15 protein-coding genes and 2 pseudogenes are annotated in these 15,570 nt (G+C 37.8%); 12 read left to right on the top strand and 5 right to left on the bottom strand.

Annotated features, from left to right (window positions below):
* Window positions 1-142: 142 nt before the first annotated feature.
* Window positions 143-2,068 (bottom strand): ABC-F family ATP-binding cassette domain-containing protein, encoded by a 1,926-nt coding sequence (locus MHH73_RS02680; protein WP_191817139.1) that lies wholly within the window; start codon window positions 2,066-2,068, stop codon window positions 143-145.
* Window positions 2,069-2,210: 142 nt separating this feature from the next.
* Between MHH73_RS02680 and moaC the strand changes: the two genes are divergently transcribed.
* Together moaC and MHH73_RS02690 are read left to right on the top strand one after the other, a co-directional pair.
* Window positions 2,211-2,693: a cyclic pyranopterin monophosphate synthase MoaC gene (gene moaC, locus MHH73_RS02685; RefSeq protein ID WP_191817138.1), complete on the top strand. Its 483-nt coding sequence runs from the start codon at window positions 2,211-2,213 to the stop codon at window positions 2,691-2,693.
* A gap of 23 nt (window positions 2,694-2,716) precedes the next feature.
* Window positions 2,717-3,355: a redox-sensing transcriptional repressor Rex gene (locus MHH73_RS02690; RefSeq protein WP_191817137.1), complete on the top strand. Its 639-nt coding sequence runs from the start codon at window positions 2,717-2,719 to the stop codon at window positions 3,353-3,355.
* A 24-nt stretch (window positions 3,356-3,379) separates the two neighbouring features.
* On the opposite strand, the gene MHH73_RS02695 is transcribed toward MHH73_RS02690, so the two are convergent.
* Entirely contained in the window at window positions 3,380-3,589 is a 210-nt protein-coding gene (locus MHH73_RS02695) for a DUF4305 domain-containing protein (RefSeq protein ID WP_341064447.1), read from the bottom strand.
* A 6-nt stretch (window positions 3,590-3,595) separates the two neighbouring features.
* Window positions 3,596-4,324 carry a CPBP family intramembrane glutamic endopeptidase gene (locus MHH73_RS02700; protein ID WP_191817136.1) on the bottom strand — a complete coding sequence of 243 codons (729 nt, stop codon included), beginning with the start codon at window positions 4,322-4,324 and terminating at the stop codon, window positions 3,596-3,598.
* A 265-nt stretch (window positions 4,325-4,589) separates the two neighbouring features.
* Between MHH73_RS02700 and groES the strand changes: the two genes are divergently transcribed.
* Together groES and groL are read left to right on the top strand one after the other, a co-directional pair.
* Window positions 4,590-4,874 carry a co-chaperone GroES gene (groES, locus tag MHH73_RS02705; protein WP_095370804.1) on the top strand — a complete coding sequence of 95 codons (285 nt, stop codon included), beginning with the start codon at window positions 4,590-4,592 and terminating at the stop codon, window positions 4,872-4,874.
* A 60-nt stretch (window positions 4,875-4,934) separates the two neighbouring features.
* Complete coding sequence (groL, locus tag MHH73_RS02710) at window positions 4,935-6,563, top strand: chaperonin GroEL (protein ID WP_341064450.1); 1,629 nt, start codon at window positions 4,935-4,937, stop codon at window positions 6,561-6,563.
* Between the two features lie 87 nt (window positions 6,564-6,650).
* Here groL and MHH73_RS02715 read toward each other — a convergent pair.
* Window positions 6,651-7,409, bottom strand: a pseudogene (locus MHH73_RS02715) (site-specific integrase); the annotation flags it as partial.
* Between the two features lie 89 nt (window positions 7,410-7,498).
* Here MHH73_RS02715 and MHH73_RS02720 point away from each other — a divergent pair.
* Both MHH73_RS02720 and MHH73_RS02730 read left to right on the top strand, forming a co-directional pair.
* A complete protein-coding gene (locus tag MHH73_RS02720) occupies window positions 7,499-7,888 on the top strand; it encodes a hypothetical protein (RefSeq protein ID WP_341064453.1) in 390 nt (129 codons plus the stop codon).
* Window positions 7,889-8,842: 954 nt separating this feature from the next.
* The gene (locus MHH73_RS02730; protein WP_191817112.1) at window positions 8,843-9,589 is read left to right on the top strand and encodes a sulfotransferase family 2 domain-containing protein; all 747 of its coding nucleotides are present in this window, start codon (window positions 8,843-8,845) and stop codon (window positions 9,587-9,589) included.
* Window positions 9,590-9,678: 89 nt separating this feature from the next.
* Here the strand turns inward: MHH73_RS02730 and MHH73_RS02735 are convergent.
* Window positions 9,679-9,957, bottom strand: a pseudogene (locus MHH73_RS02735) (IS3 family transposase); the annotation flags it as partial.
* Window positions 9,958-10,410: 453 nt separating this feature from the next.
* On the opposite strand from MHH73_RS02735, the gene MHH73_RS02740 reads away from it, so the two are divergent.
* The 6 genes from MHH73_RS02740 (at window position 10,411) to hcaB (ending at window position 15,431) form a co-directional block, all read left to right on the top strand.
* The gene (locus MHH73_RS02740; protein WP_341064458.1) at window positions 10,411-11,040 is read left to right on the top strand and encodes a hypothetical protein; all 630 of its coding nucleotides are present in this window, start codon (window positions 10,411-10,413) and stop codon (window positions 11,038-11,040) included.
* A 75-nt stretch (window positions 11,041-11,115) separates the two neighbouring features.
* Entirely contained in the window at window positions 11,116-11,751 is a 636-nt protein-coding gene (locus tag MHH73_RS02745; protein WP_341064460.1) for a hypothetical protein, read from the top strand.
* A 328-nt stretch (window positions 11,752-12,079) separates the two neighbouring features.
* Window positions 12,080-13,435, top strand: a complete 1,356-nt coding sequence (locus MHH73_RS02750; RefSeq protein WP_191817106.1) for an aromatic ring-hydroxylating dioxygenase subunit alpha — start codon at window positions 12,080-12,082, stop codon at window positions 13,433-13,435.
* A 31-nt stretch (window positions 13,436-13,466) separates the two neighbouring features.
* A complete protein-coding gene (locus MHH73_RS02755; protein WP_191817105.1) occupies window positions 13,467-14,027 on the top strand; it encodes an aromatic-ring-hydroxylating dioxygenase subunit beta in 561 nt (186 codons plus the stop codon).
* Window positions 14,028-14,165: 138 nt separating this feature from the next.
* Window positions 14,166-14,525 carry a non-heme iron oxygenase ferredoxin subunit gene (locus MHH73_RS02760; protein WP_191817104.1) on the top strand — a complete coding sequence of 120 codons (360 nt, stop codon included), beginning with the start codon at window positions 14,166-14,168 and terminating at the stop codon, window positions 14,523-14,525.
* Between the two features lie 27 nt (window positions 14,526-14,552).
* Window positions 14,553-15,431 carry a 3-(cis-5,6-dihydroxycyclohexa-1,3-dien-1-yl)propanoate dehydrogenase gene (hcaB, locus tag MHH73_RS02765; RefSeq protein ID WP_191817103.1) on the top strand — a complete coding sequence of 293 codons (879 nt, stop codon included), beginning with the start codon at window positions 14,553-14,555 and terminating at the stop codon, window positions 15,429-15,431.
* Window positions 15,432-15,570: the final 139 nt, after the last annotated feature.

The following is a 15,570-nucleotide window of genomic DNA, read 5'->3' on the forward strand; positions in this document are numbered from 1 at the left end:
TAAGTATGATAAAAAATGTGGATAATGTGGAAAAGTGTTATTTTACTTATTGTTAATTCATTTGTAATGTGAATAAAAATGTGGACAATTTACTTATGAAAAGAAAAGCTGGGGATAAGTGAATTATCCCCAGCACGTTCAGTTACATTAAATCGCCCAATTCGCTCCATTCTTCAAGTAACTCCTCAAGTTGTGCTTTTATAGCATCATTTTTAGTTGTAATCTCGAGGACTTTCTCGTGGTCCTGGAAGATTTCAGGGTCACAGAGTTGTTCATCATAAGTTTCAATTTGCGCTTCTAACTCTTCGATTAATTGCTCAATTTCTGTCAGCCTTCTTTTGCGCTGTCTTTCTAGTTTTTTCGCTTCCTTATCTTGTTGGTAACTTTGCTTTTCCGGTTTAGTGGTACTTTCTTGTGGCGCATCTGCTGATTCGAAAAGCTCTATTTCTTCAATCTCCGCTTTTTTATCCACATAGTAATCATAATCCCCTAAAAATTCTGTTGCTCCACTTGTTGATAACTCAATCACTTTTGTGGCAATCCTATTAATAAAATAGCGGTCATGAGATACAAAGAGGAGCGTACCTGGAAAATCAATTAGTGCATTTTCAAGAATTTCTTTACTATCAAGATCTAAATGGTTGGTCGGCTCATCTAGTATAAGGACATTTGCTTTTTGCAACATCAACTTAGCTAATGCTAATCGAGCTTTTTCTCCACCACTTAATGTAGAGACAATTTTAAGAACATCATCTCCTGAGAAGAGGAAGTTACCTAACACGGTACGTACATCTTTTTCAGGCATAAGAGGGTAATCATCCCAAAGCTCATTTAATACGGTTTTATTTGAACTCAAATCAGCTTGCTGTTGGTCGTAATACCCAATGCGGATATTTGATCCATATTGAAACGTACCATCTAAAGCTGGTAGCTTGTCCACCAGTGTTTTTAATAATGTGGACTTCCCAATCCCATTTGGCCCAACTAAAGCGATAGAATCGCCCCGAGACATGCGAAATGAAATATGATCACTAATCTTTTCTTGTTGATAGCCAATTGCTAAAGAGTCAGTGGTTAGTACATCATTGCCTGATTGACGTTCAATTTGAAAGCCGAATGTTGCTGACTTTTCATCCCCTTGGGGACGATCCATTCGCTCCATCTTCTCAAGTTGTTTGCGTCGGCTTTGTGCACGCTTCGTTGTCGAAGCACGGGCAAGGTTGCGTTGAACAAAGTCTTCTAGTTTCGCAATTTCTTCTTGTTGTTTTTCATACAATTTCAAGTCGCGTTCATAATTGGCTGCTTTTTGGTCAAGATATTTGCTGTAGTTACCAACGTATTTTTTAATATGGTTACGTGATAGTTCATATACTTGGTTGACGACTTTATCTAGGAAATAGCGGTCATGTGAGACAATTAAAATAGCACCATCATAACCACTAAGATACTGCTCCAGCCATGACAATGTTTCAATATCTAAATGGTTGGTCGGCTCATCTAAAATCAATAAATCAGGTTTGGTCAACAATAGTTTAGCTAGTGCGAGTCGCGTCCGTTGCCCACCGCTTAATGCAGAAATTTTTGTATCATAGCTAAACGATTGAAAATTAAGGCCATGTAGTACAGAACGAATGTCTGCCTCGTATTGATAGCCACCTTGCTCTTTAAAGTTGACTTGCATTTGATCATAGGTTTTTAAAATTTTATCGTAAGCTTCGCGGTTTTCGATGAGTGTGGCATCGCCCATCTGTGTTTCTAGTAAGCGCAGTTCTTTCTCCTGTTTCCGCAAATAATCAAAAACGGTAAGCATTTCATCCCAAATCGATAGCTCAGACTCTAGTCCGGTATTTTGTGCAAGATAACCGATTTTGGTTTCTTTCGATTGAATAATTTCACCGGAGTCATAGGACATATGTCCAGCAATAATTTTTAAAAGGGTTGATTTGCCCGCACCATTACGTCCAACTAATGCAATGCGGTCTCTTGTTTGGACTTCAAGCTTTATATTCATTAATATAGGATCAGCCACAAAACTTTTCGAAAGCTGATTAACCTGTAATAATATCATTATATTTCACCTCTGTTATAGTGATAGTGTACCTTAATCAGGTGAGGTTCGGCAATAAAGTCACGATTTGGATAGAATATATAAAAACTACATTACACAGATGAATCGAAATAGTGTATCATTTTTATGTGAGGTGTTATAAATGGCTGAATTTACACATTTTAATAAAGAGGGCAGAGCAAAGATGGTGGATGTAAGTGAAAAACCACAAACTGCCCGTACAGCAATTGCTCATAGTAGTGTAGAGCTAAATGAAGAAATCTATCAGAAAATCACTGATGGCAAGATGAAAAAGGGAGATGTGCTTGCGGTTGCGCAAGTGGCAGGCATTATGGCTGCGAAAAAGACGTCTGATATTATCCCGATGTGTCATCCCCTTGCCTTAACCGGAATTGATATATCCTTCAATTGGGAAGAGGTAGAGGCTCAGTATGTGTTACATATTGATTGTACAGTGAAAACAAACGGACATACCGGAGTAGAAATGGAAGCGTTGACAGCTGCTACAGCTACCGCTTTAACGGTATATGATATGTGCAAAGCAGTAGATAAAGGCATGGTAATAGGACCAACATATTTAGTAGAGAAAACCGGTGGTAAAAACGGTGATTTTAGAAGGGCTTAAGTAAATGGAATGGAGTGGAGCCTATGTCCAATGAATCAACGAAAATCCCTCAAGCAACGGCTAAGCGATTGCCTTTGTATTATCGTTTTTTGAAAAATTTACACGCATCAGGAAAACAGCGAGTTTCTTCAGCAGAATTAAGTGAAGCGGTGAAAGTAGATTCTGCAACAATTCGACGAGATTTCTCCTATTTCGGTGCATTAGGGAAAAAAGGTTATGGGTATAATGTCAATTACTTATTAGGATTTTTCCGTAAGACACTCGATCAAGATGAAGTGACAAAGGTAGCATTAATTGGTGTAGGGAATCTAGGTACAGCGTTTTTAAATTATAATTTTTTAAAAAATAATAATACAAAGATTGAAGTGGCATTTGATGTTTCAGAAAGTAGGGTTGGCACGTCTATAGGCGAAGTACCTGTTCGTCATTTAGATGAACTAGAAAAGTTGATTGATGAGCACCATATTCAAGTCGTCATTTTGACTGTACCGTCTCATGCTGCCCAACCAATTACGGATCGAATCGTTAAAAGTCATGTAAAGGGAATCTTGAACTTTACGCCAGCGCGGTTAACTGTTCCTTCCCATATTCGCATCCACCACATTGATTTGGCGGTCGAATTGCAATCATTAGTATACTTCTTAAAACACTATCCATCATAAAAAAAGGAGCTGACCCGAGTGGAGTCAGCTCCTTTTTTTATCCTCTTTCTTTTTCATGCGATAATGCATAGCGATTAACTTAATCCCACCACCAATATCGAAAGTGGCAAAAATCAAAATGAAAATCGTTAGAAATCCCCAACCTCCACCGTTTTGAAGATTAATAATCGCAAAGTAAATAAATACAAATCCAAAAAGAAGGGAGATAATCCCTGTGAACAAAGGTGTTCTCATCCAACATCATCCTAATCTGCTAAAAATCATTTGTACCGTTTCTATGTCTGTCATATATTTTTCTAGCTTATCCATATTCAATTGAATCACAACGACAAAGGTATTCATTGCTACATGAGCAATGATCGGTACAAGAATACGATTGGTTTTTACATATAAAAACGCAAACGTAAAGCCCATCGCTGCATAAAGAAGTAAGTGCTCAATTTCCCCATGCGCGAGAGAGAAAATTAATGAACTAATCAGTGCTGATAAAAAGAAGTTCAATCGTTTATGCAAGGAACCAAAAATGATTTTCCTGAAAATGATCTCTTCTAATATCGGACCAATAATAGAAACGACGAGAATCACAATAGCAGACGTTTCAATTAAAGACATAATTTGCTGTGTATTGTCTGACCCCATCTCAATGCCGAGCATTAATTCAATATTCGCTGCAATGGTTTGAGCCATAAATGCTAGCGGAATACCTGCAATCGCCCACCCGATAGAAGTCGATAATGGTGCTTGTTTCCTCATTGGCATCTCTTTACGTTCTTTCCGTAAAAACCACAAAGTTAATAGAAGAGTGATTGTAAAGCTAATGACAATCCAGAGTGGCGGGGCAATTTTAGCAACCTCATCAAAGCTGTATCCTAACATATTACCAAGAAAAAGAATGGCAGGAACGCCAACGATGGCTGATAATTGCATGGCTATATAAATCATAATGATAAACCAATACTCTTTTTTCAAAGGCTAGTCTCCTATTCATAAAGAAGTTACACTAATATTTATTTTACCCGTAAAACGCCATTGGTTTCAAATAGTACATCCTTATGAAGTGCATAAAACAAATAGAAGTTGTATAGAATGGAGAGGTTCGTATTTTTTTTGCAAAATTGAAAGGTTCTTACTTGCAAAAAAGAGTAGTTTTGATTAATATAATAATTGTGTTAGCACTCAAGACTAACGAGTGCTAATAAAATAATTTTCAAATGAATTGAGGAGGTTGTTTCACTTGTTGAAGCCACTAGGTGATCGAATTATTATCGAGCTTGTTGAAACGGAAGAAAAAACTGCAAGCGGTATCGTACTACCAGATAGCGCGAAAGAAAAGCCTCAAGAAGGTAAAGTCGTAGCAGTTGGTACTGGACGTGTACTAGAAAATGGTGAACGTGTAGCATTAGAAGTTGCAGAAGGCGACCTTATTATCTTCTCAAAATATGCAGGAACAGAAGTGAAATACGAAGGTACAGAATACTTAATTTTACGTGAAAACGACATTCTTGCTGTGATCGGTTAATAAAACAACAGCGATATACTTAAGATAAAGATTTTTAACTATTAGAGGAGGTACTTAATAATGGCTAAAGATATTAAATTTAGTGAAGACGCTCGCCGCGCGATGCTTCGTGGTGTGGATACACTTGCAGATGCAGTAAAAGTAACTCTTGGACCTAAAGGACGTAACGTGGTTCTTGAGAAGAAATTCGGTTCTCCATTAATTACAAATGATGGTGTAACAATCGCTAAAGAAATTGAACTAGAAGATGCATTCGAAAACATGGGTGCGAAACTAGTTGCTGAAGTTGCAAGTAAAACAAACGACGTAGCTGGTGACGGTACAACAACTGCAACGGTTCTAGCGCAAGCAATGATCCGCGAAGGGTTGAAAAACGTTACAGCTGGTGCAAACCCTATGGGTATCCGTAAAGGGATCGAAAAAGCGGTTGCAACAGCAGTAGAAGAACTAAAAGCTATCTCTAAACCAATCGAAGGCAAAGAGTCTATTGCACAAGTTGCATCCATCTCTGCTGCTGACGAAGAAGTTGGACAATTAATCGCTGAAGCTATGGAGCGTGTAGGTAACGACGGTGTTATCACAATCGAAGAATCTAAAGGATTCACTACAGAAATGGATATCGTTGAAGGTATGCAATTCGACCGTGGATACAGCTCAGCTTACATGGTAACAGATACTGATAAAATGGAAGCAGTATTAGATGATCCTTACATCTTAATCACTGACAAAAAAATTGCAAGCATTCAAGAAGTATTACCAGTACTAGAGCAAGTAGTACAACAAGGTAAACCATTACTTCTTATCGCTGAAGATGTAGAAGGCGAAGCATTATCTACATTAGTAGTGAACAAATTACGTGGAACATTCAATGCAGTAGCTGTGAAAGCGCCTGGATTCGGTGACCGTCGTAAAGCAATGCTTGAAGATATCGCTATCCTAACTGGCGGTGAAGTAATCACTGAAGAGCTAGGTCGCGATCTTAAATCTGCTACAATCGACTCTCTAGGACGCGCTTCTAAAGTCGTTGTAACAAAAGAAAACACAACAATCGTTGAAGGTGCTGGCGCAAGCGACCAAATCGCAGGCCGCGTAAACCAAATCCGTAAACAAATGGACGAAACAACTTCTGAATTCGACCGTGAAAAATTACAAGAACGCCTTGCTAAACTAGCTGGTGGCGTAGCAGTCGTAAAAGTTGGAGCAGCTACAGAAACAGAATTAAAAGAACGCAAACTACGCATTGAAGATGCCCTAAACTCTACACGCGCAGCTGTAGAAGAAGGTATGGTATCTGGTGGTGGTGTTGCCCTTCTTAACGTATACAACAAAGTTGCTGCATTACAAGAAGAAGGCGATGTTCAAACAGGTATCAACATTGTATTACGTGCAATGGAAGAGCCAGTACGCACAATCGCTCACAACGCAGGTTTAGAAGGATCAATCATCGTAGATCGCCTAAAACGCGAAGCAGTAGGCACAGGCTTCAACGCTGCAACAGGCGAATGGGTAAACATGATCGACGCTGGTATCGTTGACCCTGCCAAAGTAACACGTTCAGCTCTACAAAACGCTGGTTCAGTCGCTGCCATGTTCCTAACAACAGAAGCAGTCGTAGCTGACAAACCAGAAGAAAACGCACCTGCAATGCCTGATATGGGCGGTATGGGTGGAATGGGCGGTATGATGTAATAAACATCATATAAACCCTTATATATCAAAAAAAGAAGGCTGTTTATTCAGCCTTCTTTTTTTGATAAAATCACTTTTCAGTCACATTTATTGCATTTTTAAAACCTCGCTAAAGTAGTTGCTTATCTTCTCATTTGCATTTCTTTTCATCTTTTCTGTAATATGTGTATAAATTTTCAATGTCGTTTTTTCGTCATCATGACCAACCCTTTTCATAATAGTTGCTAAATCAATTTCTGCCTCGGCTAACATAGAAATATGAGTATGGCGAAAGATGTGTGGTATAGCCGGCTTGGATAGTTGTTTTCTTTAATATGAGATTCATTCTATTGATAAGATTTGAATAAATGGATACCCATTTTTTCGACAGAATACAAAATTTCCATCATGAGAATTTGAATCATTTCTTTTTTGGGGTCTAATTTTATTTTGCTTTATGAACTTTTAACATCATAATGGCTTCATCCATTACGAATGTTCGGATCGAACCTTTTGTCTTCGGAGGGGTCAATTCGTAATTGTGCATGTTATTGTTAGGATTATAAATAGTTTTCGTTATACGGATTTCGTTTGTATCAAAGTTGATATCTGTCCATTTAAGAGCACATAAATCTCCAGAACGCATTACCGAAAATGCTAGCAAATAGAATCGTTCTAGATCAAACTCCATCTCATACTCTTTCACCGCATTTTGAAATTCGGTTAACTCCCCATGCTCCAAATATTTATCTTTAATTGAATCATTTTCAATATCTTCGGGTTATCGACTCTCATTTTCTCCTTTATTGCATATTTAAAAATCATCCCTGCTGTTGTATGGACTCCTTCAATTGTTGTTTTAGTATAGAGTTTATAAATTTTTCCCCAATGCAGCATTAATTGAGGTTACCGCAAACTTAATGGCTGCCTATAGTATAACAGTTCAGAATGGCGCATTGGCAAATGCGCCTATTACACGTGCAAAATTACAAGATGCCATTATTGGTACTGTTCAAATTGATGATTTAGCTGTAACAGCTGCTAAAATTGCAAGCGTGAACGCTGACCGTATCAATGTAGGTGCATTGAGAGGTATTGACGTGTATGGAGCTAAGTTCCGTTCATCGGATGGTCTAACTAATTTAGAAATCATTGGTGGGAATGTCCGTCTTACACAGTCTAGTGGGCATTATGTAAATGTTAATTCTGACGGGTTGTTAGGATATAATTCAGGCGGTTCTCAACGATTTAGTGTTGATAGATCACTAGTAACAAGTGCTACTCTAGGTACAATTAATTCTAATGTTTATTTGGCTCCTGATTCAAATAATGAAGTCAGGGGTTGACATTTCAAGTATTCCATCAGATGGTGTTGCAGAGAATTATAGTTACAGACCTATCAGGGCTCAAGGATTACGTTTTGGCCCGGGATATAATGGATATATCGGAACAGATCGAGAAGTAAGAATAACAAGTTCAGCTTTTACGCAAGCTGACGGATCAGTGGTATACCGTGATTTACGAGCTTCTGTAATTTATGGTTTTGGTTTCAGCACTAATTCAACTAATGCTTATATTTATATAGGGTCAGATGATGAAACAAGGTTTGTTAACAAGGGATATGTGGGTGGTTCTTCTGGTACCGGTATACCGGAATGCGAAAGGATATAAGGGGTATTTTGCAGGGGTTGCTACTAACACACAAGTGTTAATAATCTTAAAAAGCTTAATCCTGGCATTGATGTAGATGCATTGGAAATAGGTAGCAAATTAAATTTTAATTCTGGTGCCACTTATCATACTGTGAAAAAAGGTGAAACGGTATCGGAACTAGCAAAAAAATACGGTAGCACTATTAAGCAAATTAAAAACTGGAACGATCTAGATAACAATTACACGATTTATGTTGGTGAGAGTTTAAGAGTTGAGTAATAACAAGTCCTTCAGAAGTATGATGGAATTATTGAAAATTTAATTTATTTTTCTCCAATCAGTAGCTCTTAAGAATTTATTCGAAACTTTAATTGTAAATTGAGAATTAGAAGAAACGAAACCCTTTGTAGTATGAGTAATTGTATATCCTAAGGCTTCTGAAAACCAATAATCACCCCGAATGGATAATTTAAGCATTTCCCAAGTCACCAAATATCTTCAACTCCTTAATAAACCTATCAATAATTATTAAATATGTACCTTTCTTAAAAATATACATTTTTCTAATTTAAAGGTATTTACACATTTCAAATTTTAGGTTTTTTCATATTATATGTTAAATGGTGATAAAAGGAGAGAAGCTGAAAATGAATAATAATGAAATAATCCAAACATTTAGGAAGGGAATGCCTCTATATAATAAGAATTTACCTATTATTTTTTATTGGTCACCAAAATCAGGTTGTACAACTATAATGAAATGGTTTTATTATCAGTCAGGAGAACTATCTGAAGCGTTAAATATGGACAAGTGGATTCATACCTATAGATCCAAAATTCAAGATCAATTTTACAGAGAGGAACTAGTCAATAGTCTATTGTCTAACCAAAAAACAATATATAAACTCGTTAGGAATCCATATAAAAGAGCTGTTAGCTCGTTTTACGCTACACTAATTGGAACGGTTGAAAATGTTAACTTAAATCCGAAAATCACCACTGGCCTATCGTTTAAGGAGTTTTTATATTATATTAAAGAAATAGGTGTGCAACCAGGTCAAATAGATACTCATATTTCACAGCAGTATGTACAAGGGGAAGAAGAGTTAATAAATCATTATGTTAAATTAGAGGACCTTAAATCAGAATTAAAAAAAATAGAAAAGAGATTCAACCTTCCAAAATCTCCTATAAAAGATTTATCAAAATCTCCACACCATTTTCTAAATTATATGAAGGATGATGGGAGACATGCAGAAACAAAAATACCATTGGAATTTGATGGGGACTTGCCTAGTTATGAGAGTCTATATGATGCTGAAGCAATGCAATTAGTTGAAGAGCTTTACAAAGAAGATTTTGAAGTTTACGGTTATAGTATGAAAGGGTTTTGAATTTTAAAAAAGAAAAGTCTATATTTTCACAATGTGTGAATGAGACCCCACCTCAATGTAGTGCCCCCTAAAAGTTAAACACAGTTATTTCATGAGGCAACTTGTTCAAAATGAGTTCGGTATTGTACCGGACTCATTTTCAATTTTCCCTTTAACCGTTTCCTATTATAGTATTCTATATATTTTTCTAATTCTAGTTTAAAGTGGTTCACACTTTCAAATTCCTTAAAATAAAGGAATTCTGACTTCAGTATCCCAAAGAAGTTTTCCATTACAGAGCTATCGTAACAGTTACCTTTACGTGACATACTCTGTTTAGCCCCTTTTGCTTAAAGCAAGTTGCGATATTGTTTCATTTGATAATGCCATGGCTAGGAAATATGCACAAATACAAAAAGATTATGTTAAAAGCATGAAATATCAATACATTGTAGAGAAATAAGATGTCTCAATTATTATTGTAAAGTCTCAAAAAGGGGTATGGATGGAATAGAGATAGGGGTGCACCCAAAGAAAAATTGTGCACACAAAAAATCGTGATGTAACAAAGGGTAATATAAACGCTATAGGCTATAATGGCGGTACACCTAAAGCGAATCAAAATTAAGAGTAATTTTATAGAAAAAATGTAAAAACTGTAAATTTTATTAAAGAAATGCCGATATAGTAATATAAAGGATAATAAATATAAGGTATAATATGTACGAAATAACAATTTATTTCAAATATGCCATTATATATGGATTTTCTAAAAAGGATTATTAGTATAATAGAATAGCATTATTGCATTAGGTATTAGAGAGAGATAGGGGGAAATATTTATGAAAAAATTAAGCTACATACTTGTATTAATGTTGATTTTCCTTGTTGCCTGTTCGAATGAATCAGCAGAAACTGAAAAATCAACAGATCAAAAGCAAGAAGAAAAAGAGGAAGCAGCAGTAAATGTTGATAAAGGTCTCTTAAATGTGGAACTAACATTACCGGCTTCTTTTTTTGAAGGAGAAGATATAGACACTGTTATTGAGAATGCAAAAAAAGAGGGTGTAAGTGAAGTCACAAAAAATGAAGATGGATCTCTCACTTATAAAATGTCTAAATCTGAACACAATGAGATGATGAGTGAAATGGGAACATCTATCACAGATTCAATAGAAGAGTTGAAAAGTAGTGAAGATTATGTCTCAATCAAGGATGTTACTCATAATAAATCATTCACAGAGTTTACTTTATTGGTAGATAAAGCATCTTATGAGAATAGCATGGATGCGTTTGCCGTATTTGGTTTAGGTTTACAAGGTTCTATGTATCAAATTTTTAATGGATCGAAACCAGATGATTATAAGGTAACGATATCTGTGGAAGATGAAGCAACAGAAGAGGTTTTTGATGAAGTTATTTATCCTGATGCTTTAGAAGAAATGGGAGAAACAGAAGAAGTAACAGAGTAGAACCCTGGTTTTTAATCAGGTTCGTTTTCTATGTGTATGTAATAGAGTGTTTTTCATTCAAGAGGAGGAAGAAATTTGAACAACAGTTTCAAACTACTTATTTTAGGATTAATAATGGTCGTTTTTCTGGCGGCCTGTGGGCAAGACACAAAAGATATTGAAGTGAAAGAAGAAGAAAATCAACACGGTGAAAATGTAAAACCAGAAGAAGAAGTGAAAAAAGAAGAAGAATCCAAATCTAAACTGGGTTCTCGCACAAATCCGGTACCTTTCCAAAAAACGGCTACAGTAGATGATGAGTTGTATGATGATGAAGGTAATTCCTACGCAATTAAATTTGATTTAACAGTAAAAGATGTTATTCGTGGGGATGAGGCTTACCAAAAGTTAGTATCTATGAATGAATTCAATGAAGCTGCTCCAGAAGGATATGAATGGGTATTAGCTGAAACAAAAGTGAAGTTAGTTGAATCCGAAACAGAAGACTTATCTTTTTATATCGACGGGATGATGAACTTTGAAATGGTAAGTGAGAGTGGAGATATTTATAGTGGCGATGTTTACGGAACAACTGAACCCGATTTTAGTTTTGAAATGTATGTAGGGAGCGAAAAAGAAGGTTATATATCCGGCTTAGTCAAAGCGGGGGAAAAAGGACAGCTTCGCTATGAAGACATGTTAAACGGCCAAGTCTTTTTTAATTTACAATAATTTGAAGACCAAAAAATAGAACAATAATTAGAGGTTATCCATAGGTTGAATAAACTTGTTGGATACCTCTTTTTTTATTCACAAACATAAACCAAAATAGTTTTACCTAGCCTATTTTAAACCCGTCTTTTGTTATAAAAAAAATCCCTCTAATAATAAGAGCCGCCCAATTAAATGGAATTATATGTATTTAAATCTATACAGAATGTTTAGAAAATATAGATATAAAAAGCAATTGTTGTTGTATTTTTTCGTTGGGAAAAATTTTAAACTTAGATTAAGAAAGCGATTTCATTTGTGAGTTTAATTGAAAGGGTGGTTCTAAGGTATGAGTTTTAATGATGGAAAATGGACATCAGAATCGATTCATTCGCTAATCGATACAGAGCAGGGGAAAATCGATCCACGTATTTATACGGATCAGGAATTATATGAATTGGAGTTGGAGAGGGTTTTTGGTCGCTCTTGGTTGCTTCTTGGTCATGAGAGTCATGTGCCAAAGAAGGGTGATTATTTAACTACTTATATGGGAGAAGATCCTGTTGTGATGGTACGTCAGAGGGATGGCAGTATTAAGGTGTTTCATAATCAGTGCCGTCATCGGGGAATGAGAATTTGTCGGGCCGATTGTGGGAATGCGAAGGCGTTCACTTGTACGTATCATGGATGGGCCTATGACACGGCTGGAAAATTAGTGAATGTCCCATTTGAAGAAGAGGCGTTTCCTTCTGATTTTAAGAAAGAAGATTGGGGGCCGTTACAGGCACGAGTGGAGATATATAAAGGATTAGTATTTGCCAATTGGGACCCAGAGGCACCGGATTTGCTTACGTATTTAAGTGATGCGACACCATACATGGATACGATGCTGGACCGCTCTGAGGCAGGTACAGAAGTTATTGGTACGATGCAAAAGTGGGTCATTCCGTGTAACTGGAAGTTTGCGGCAGAGCAATTTGCTGGTGATATGTACCATGCGGCCACAACTTCTCATTTGGCAGCAGTAGTGGCGGGATTGCCGGAAGATCAAGATCTGTCCGTTTTCCAACCGCATATGAAAGGGCATCAATTCCTTTCTGAATGGGGTGGACATGGTTGTGGATTCTATCTAGATACAGCAAGAGGATCGGTGCGTGTCGGTCCATTAGTAGATAAATATTATAGTGAAGGTCCGGCATTTGAAAGGGCAAAAGAACGGTTAGAGTCTAAAATGCCTTATCACAGAATGGGTGCAAGTCATATGACAATCTTCCCTAACTGCTCATTCCTACCTTATGGAATGAATACAGTCCGTACTTGGCATCCGAAAGGACCAAATGAGATTGAAGTTTGGGCATTTGTCATTGTAGATAAAGATGCGCCGCAGGAAATCAAGGATGAACTGGCGAGACAAAATGTCCGTACGTTTAGTGCCGGTGGCGTATATGAGCAAGATGATGGCGAGAACTGGGTGGAGATTCAAAACGCTCTTCGTGGATATAAATCAAAAACAGCACCATTAGCTATGCAAATGGGTTTAAATGTACAAGGGAAAAACAATCCAGAATTCCCTGGTCAAACTTCCTATGTATTTTCCGAAGATGTGGCGAGAGGGTTTTATTCTCATTGGGTCCGTATGATGTCGGAGTCAAGTTGGGATACATTGAGACCGGAGCCTGCCAAAGCCACAACTTTGAGTGAGTAGAGGTTAGTAAGATAAAGGAGGGTGAAAGAGGATGGAAGTAGCAGAACTAGTTAAACCGTTTAAATGGGCAGACAAAAGCCCGAGTTTGGAACTACAGCATGAAATTGAACAGTTTTATTACAAGGAAGCACAGCTGCTAGACCACTCGGAGTTTGAGGCATGGTTAGAGTTAATGGAAAAAGATATTCATTATTGGATGCCGATTCGCATGAATCGTTTAGGTAGAGAGATGTCTCAGGAGTATACTGCTATAGGACAAGGTGGGCATTACGACGATACTTATGAAACGATGCGCGGACGTATTCGAGCGAGAGTATCAGGGGTGAACTGGGCAGAGAATCCCGTATCGCGCACCAGGCATCTCATTTCCAATGTGATAATTAACGAGACGGAGGAGCCGAACACGTATGAAGTCGTGTCATCCTTTATCGTGTATCGTAATCGCTCAGAAAATCAGGCGGATATTTTTCCAGGAGAGCGCAGGGATGTGCTGAGACGTTCAGAGGGTGGATTGGGTTTTAAAATAGCCCGTCGAACAATCTTAATCGATCAGAGTACACTTTTGTCAAATAACTTATCTGTCTTTTTTTGACATATAAGAAAGTATAAAATTTTTAAAATGGGTTTTCATATCTAGCTCCAGGCGCCATCGGGTCGAGATCATAAGCCAATAGGCGGGCGCCTTGCGCTTTTCTAAAAACATGATGAACATGGGAAGGGGATGTGTGGAATGAAATATACAAAGGTTTGCACGTTGTCTGATTTACCAGATGATGAAGGATTAAAGGTAGTTGAAGGAGATACGGCAGTAGCGGTGTTTAATGTGAATGGTAAAGTACTTGCCACACAGGATCGCTGTTCTCATGCCAAATGGTCATTGTCAGAGGGCGGTTATTTAGATGGAGATGTCATCGTTTGTTCTTTGCACATGGGGAAGTTTTGCGCTCACACGGGGGCAGTAAAGATGGCTCCGCCTTGGAAACCTTTGAAGAAGTATCCGGTAAAGGTTGAGGGAGAGGATGTATTCGTGGCATTTGAGGATGGATACTTTGAAGCAGAACAAAGTAAGAGCAAAGTAGTGGATGGGTGACATATTTTTACGAGTGGGGGCTACAAAATGAAATTGGCAAATGAAGTGGCCTTTATCACAGGCGGTGCGTCCGGTGTTGGCCGGGCGATTGTAGAACGTTTTGTATCTGAAGGTGCGAAGGTAGCGGTATTTGATAAGTCAGTAGATCGTCTCAAAGAACTTGAACAGACATTTGGCGATGATGTCATTGGCATCGTTGGGGATGTCCGTCAACTGAGTGAATTGAAGACAGCAGTTAATCAGTGCAGCGAACATTTTGGCAAAATTGACACGCTCATTGCAAATGTAGGCATCTGGGATTACAATATGGCACTTGTCGATCTTCCAGAAGATAAAATAGATCAAGCATTTGATGAATTATTCCATGTCAATGTGAAGGGATATTTACTAGCAGCTAAAGCATGTCTTCCGCAATTGGTTGAAACGCGAGGGAATATGATCTTTACTGTTTCCAATGCGGGATTTTATACGAATGGAGGAGGACCGCTTTACACTGCAACAAAACATGCGGTGGTTGGTTTGGTTCGTCAGTTGGCCTTCGAAGTGGCCCCTTATATTCGCGTGAATGGGATTGCAATTGGTGGCGCTATGACCGATTTGAGAGGGCCTGCCTCATTAGAAATGGACAGTCGGTCTGTTACAAGCATGTATAAGGAATGGTATGAGGACGACGATTTGGAAGCGGGTAAAGAGAATATCGCAGCAGCCTCTCCGGTCGGCCGTATCTTGCAAGGAGAAGATTATGCAGGTTCTTATGTGTTTTTTGCCTCTCGAGATGACAATGTTCCTGCAACAGGCACTGTATTGAATTTTGATGGGGGCTGGGGTATTCGAGGCATTCGCAGAAAAACTGGTAGTGAGGGTCTGTTGGAAAAATTAAAGGTGAAAGCTAGTGAAGGTTTATAAATTGGCGTGCAAATAAGGGGATCAATGGTTAGGTTTTTCAACAAGAATACTCGACTCAGCTAAGTTACAAGACTATTAGAATAGAAATGAAGGAACAAAGTGTTTTACGGGTTATTCAATATCTGTTTTTTGCTCAGGC

Source organism: Cytobacillus sp. FSL K6-0265 (genome assembly GCF_038003465.1).
Lineage (GTDB): Bacteria > Bacillota > Bacilli > Bacillales > Cytobacillaceae > Cytobacillus > Cytobacillus stercorigallinarum.

Coding starts and splice junctions, on each gene's coding strand:
- moaC (WP_191817138.1), top strand. CDS start 2,211: ATGGCTGAATTTACACATTTTAATAAAGAGGGCAGAGCAAAGATGGTG.
- MHH73_RS02750 (WP_191817106.1), top strand. CDS start 12,080: ATGAGTTTTAATGATGGAAAATGGACATCAGAATCGATTCATTCGCTA.
- MHH73_RS02680 (WP_191817139.1), bottom strand. CDS start 2,068: ATGATATTATTACAGGTTAATCAGCTTTCGAAAAGTTTTGTGGCTGAT.
- MHH73_RS02730 (WP_191817112.1), top strand. CDS start 8,843: ATGAATAATAATGAAATAATCCAAACATTTAGGAAGGGAATGCCTCTA.
- MHH73_RS02755 (WP_191817105.1), top strand. CDS start 13,467: ATGGAAGTAGCAGAACTAGTTAAACCGTTTAAATGGGCAGACAAAAGC.
- MHH73_RS02695 (WP_341064447.1), bottom strand. CDS start 3,589: ATGAGAACACCTTTGTTCACAGGGATTATCTCCCTTCTTTTTGGATTT.
- MHH73_RS02760 (WP_191817104.1), top strand. CDS start 14,166: ATGAAATATACAAAGGTTTGCACGTTGTCTGATTTACCAGATGATGAA.
- hcaB (WP_191817103.1), top strand. CDS start 14,553: ATGAAATTGGCAAATGAAGTGGCCTTTATCACAGGCGGTGCGTCCGGT.
- MHH73_RS02690 (WP_191817137.1), top strand. CDS start 2,717: ATGTCCAATGAATCAACGAAAATCCCTCAAGCAACGGCTAAGCGATTG.
- MHH73_RS02740 (WP_341064458.1), top strand. CDS start 10,411: ATGAAAAAATTAAGCTACATACTTGTATTAATGTTGATTTTCCTTGTT.
- groL (WP_341064450.1), top strand. CDS start 4,935: ATGGCTAAAGATATTAAATTTAGTGAAGACGCTCGCCGCGCGATGCTT.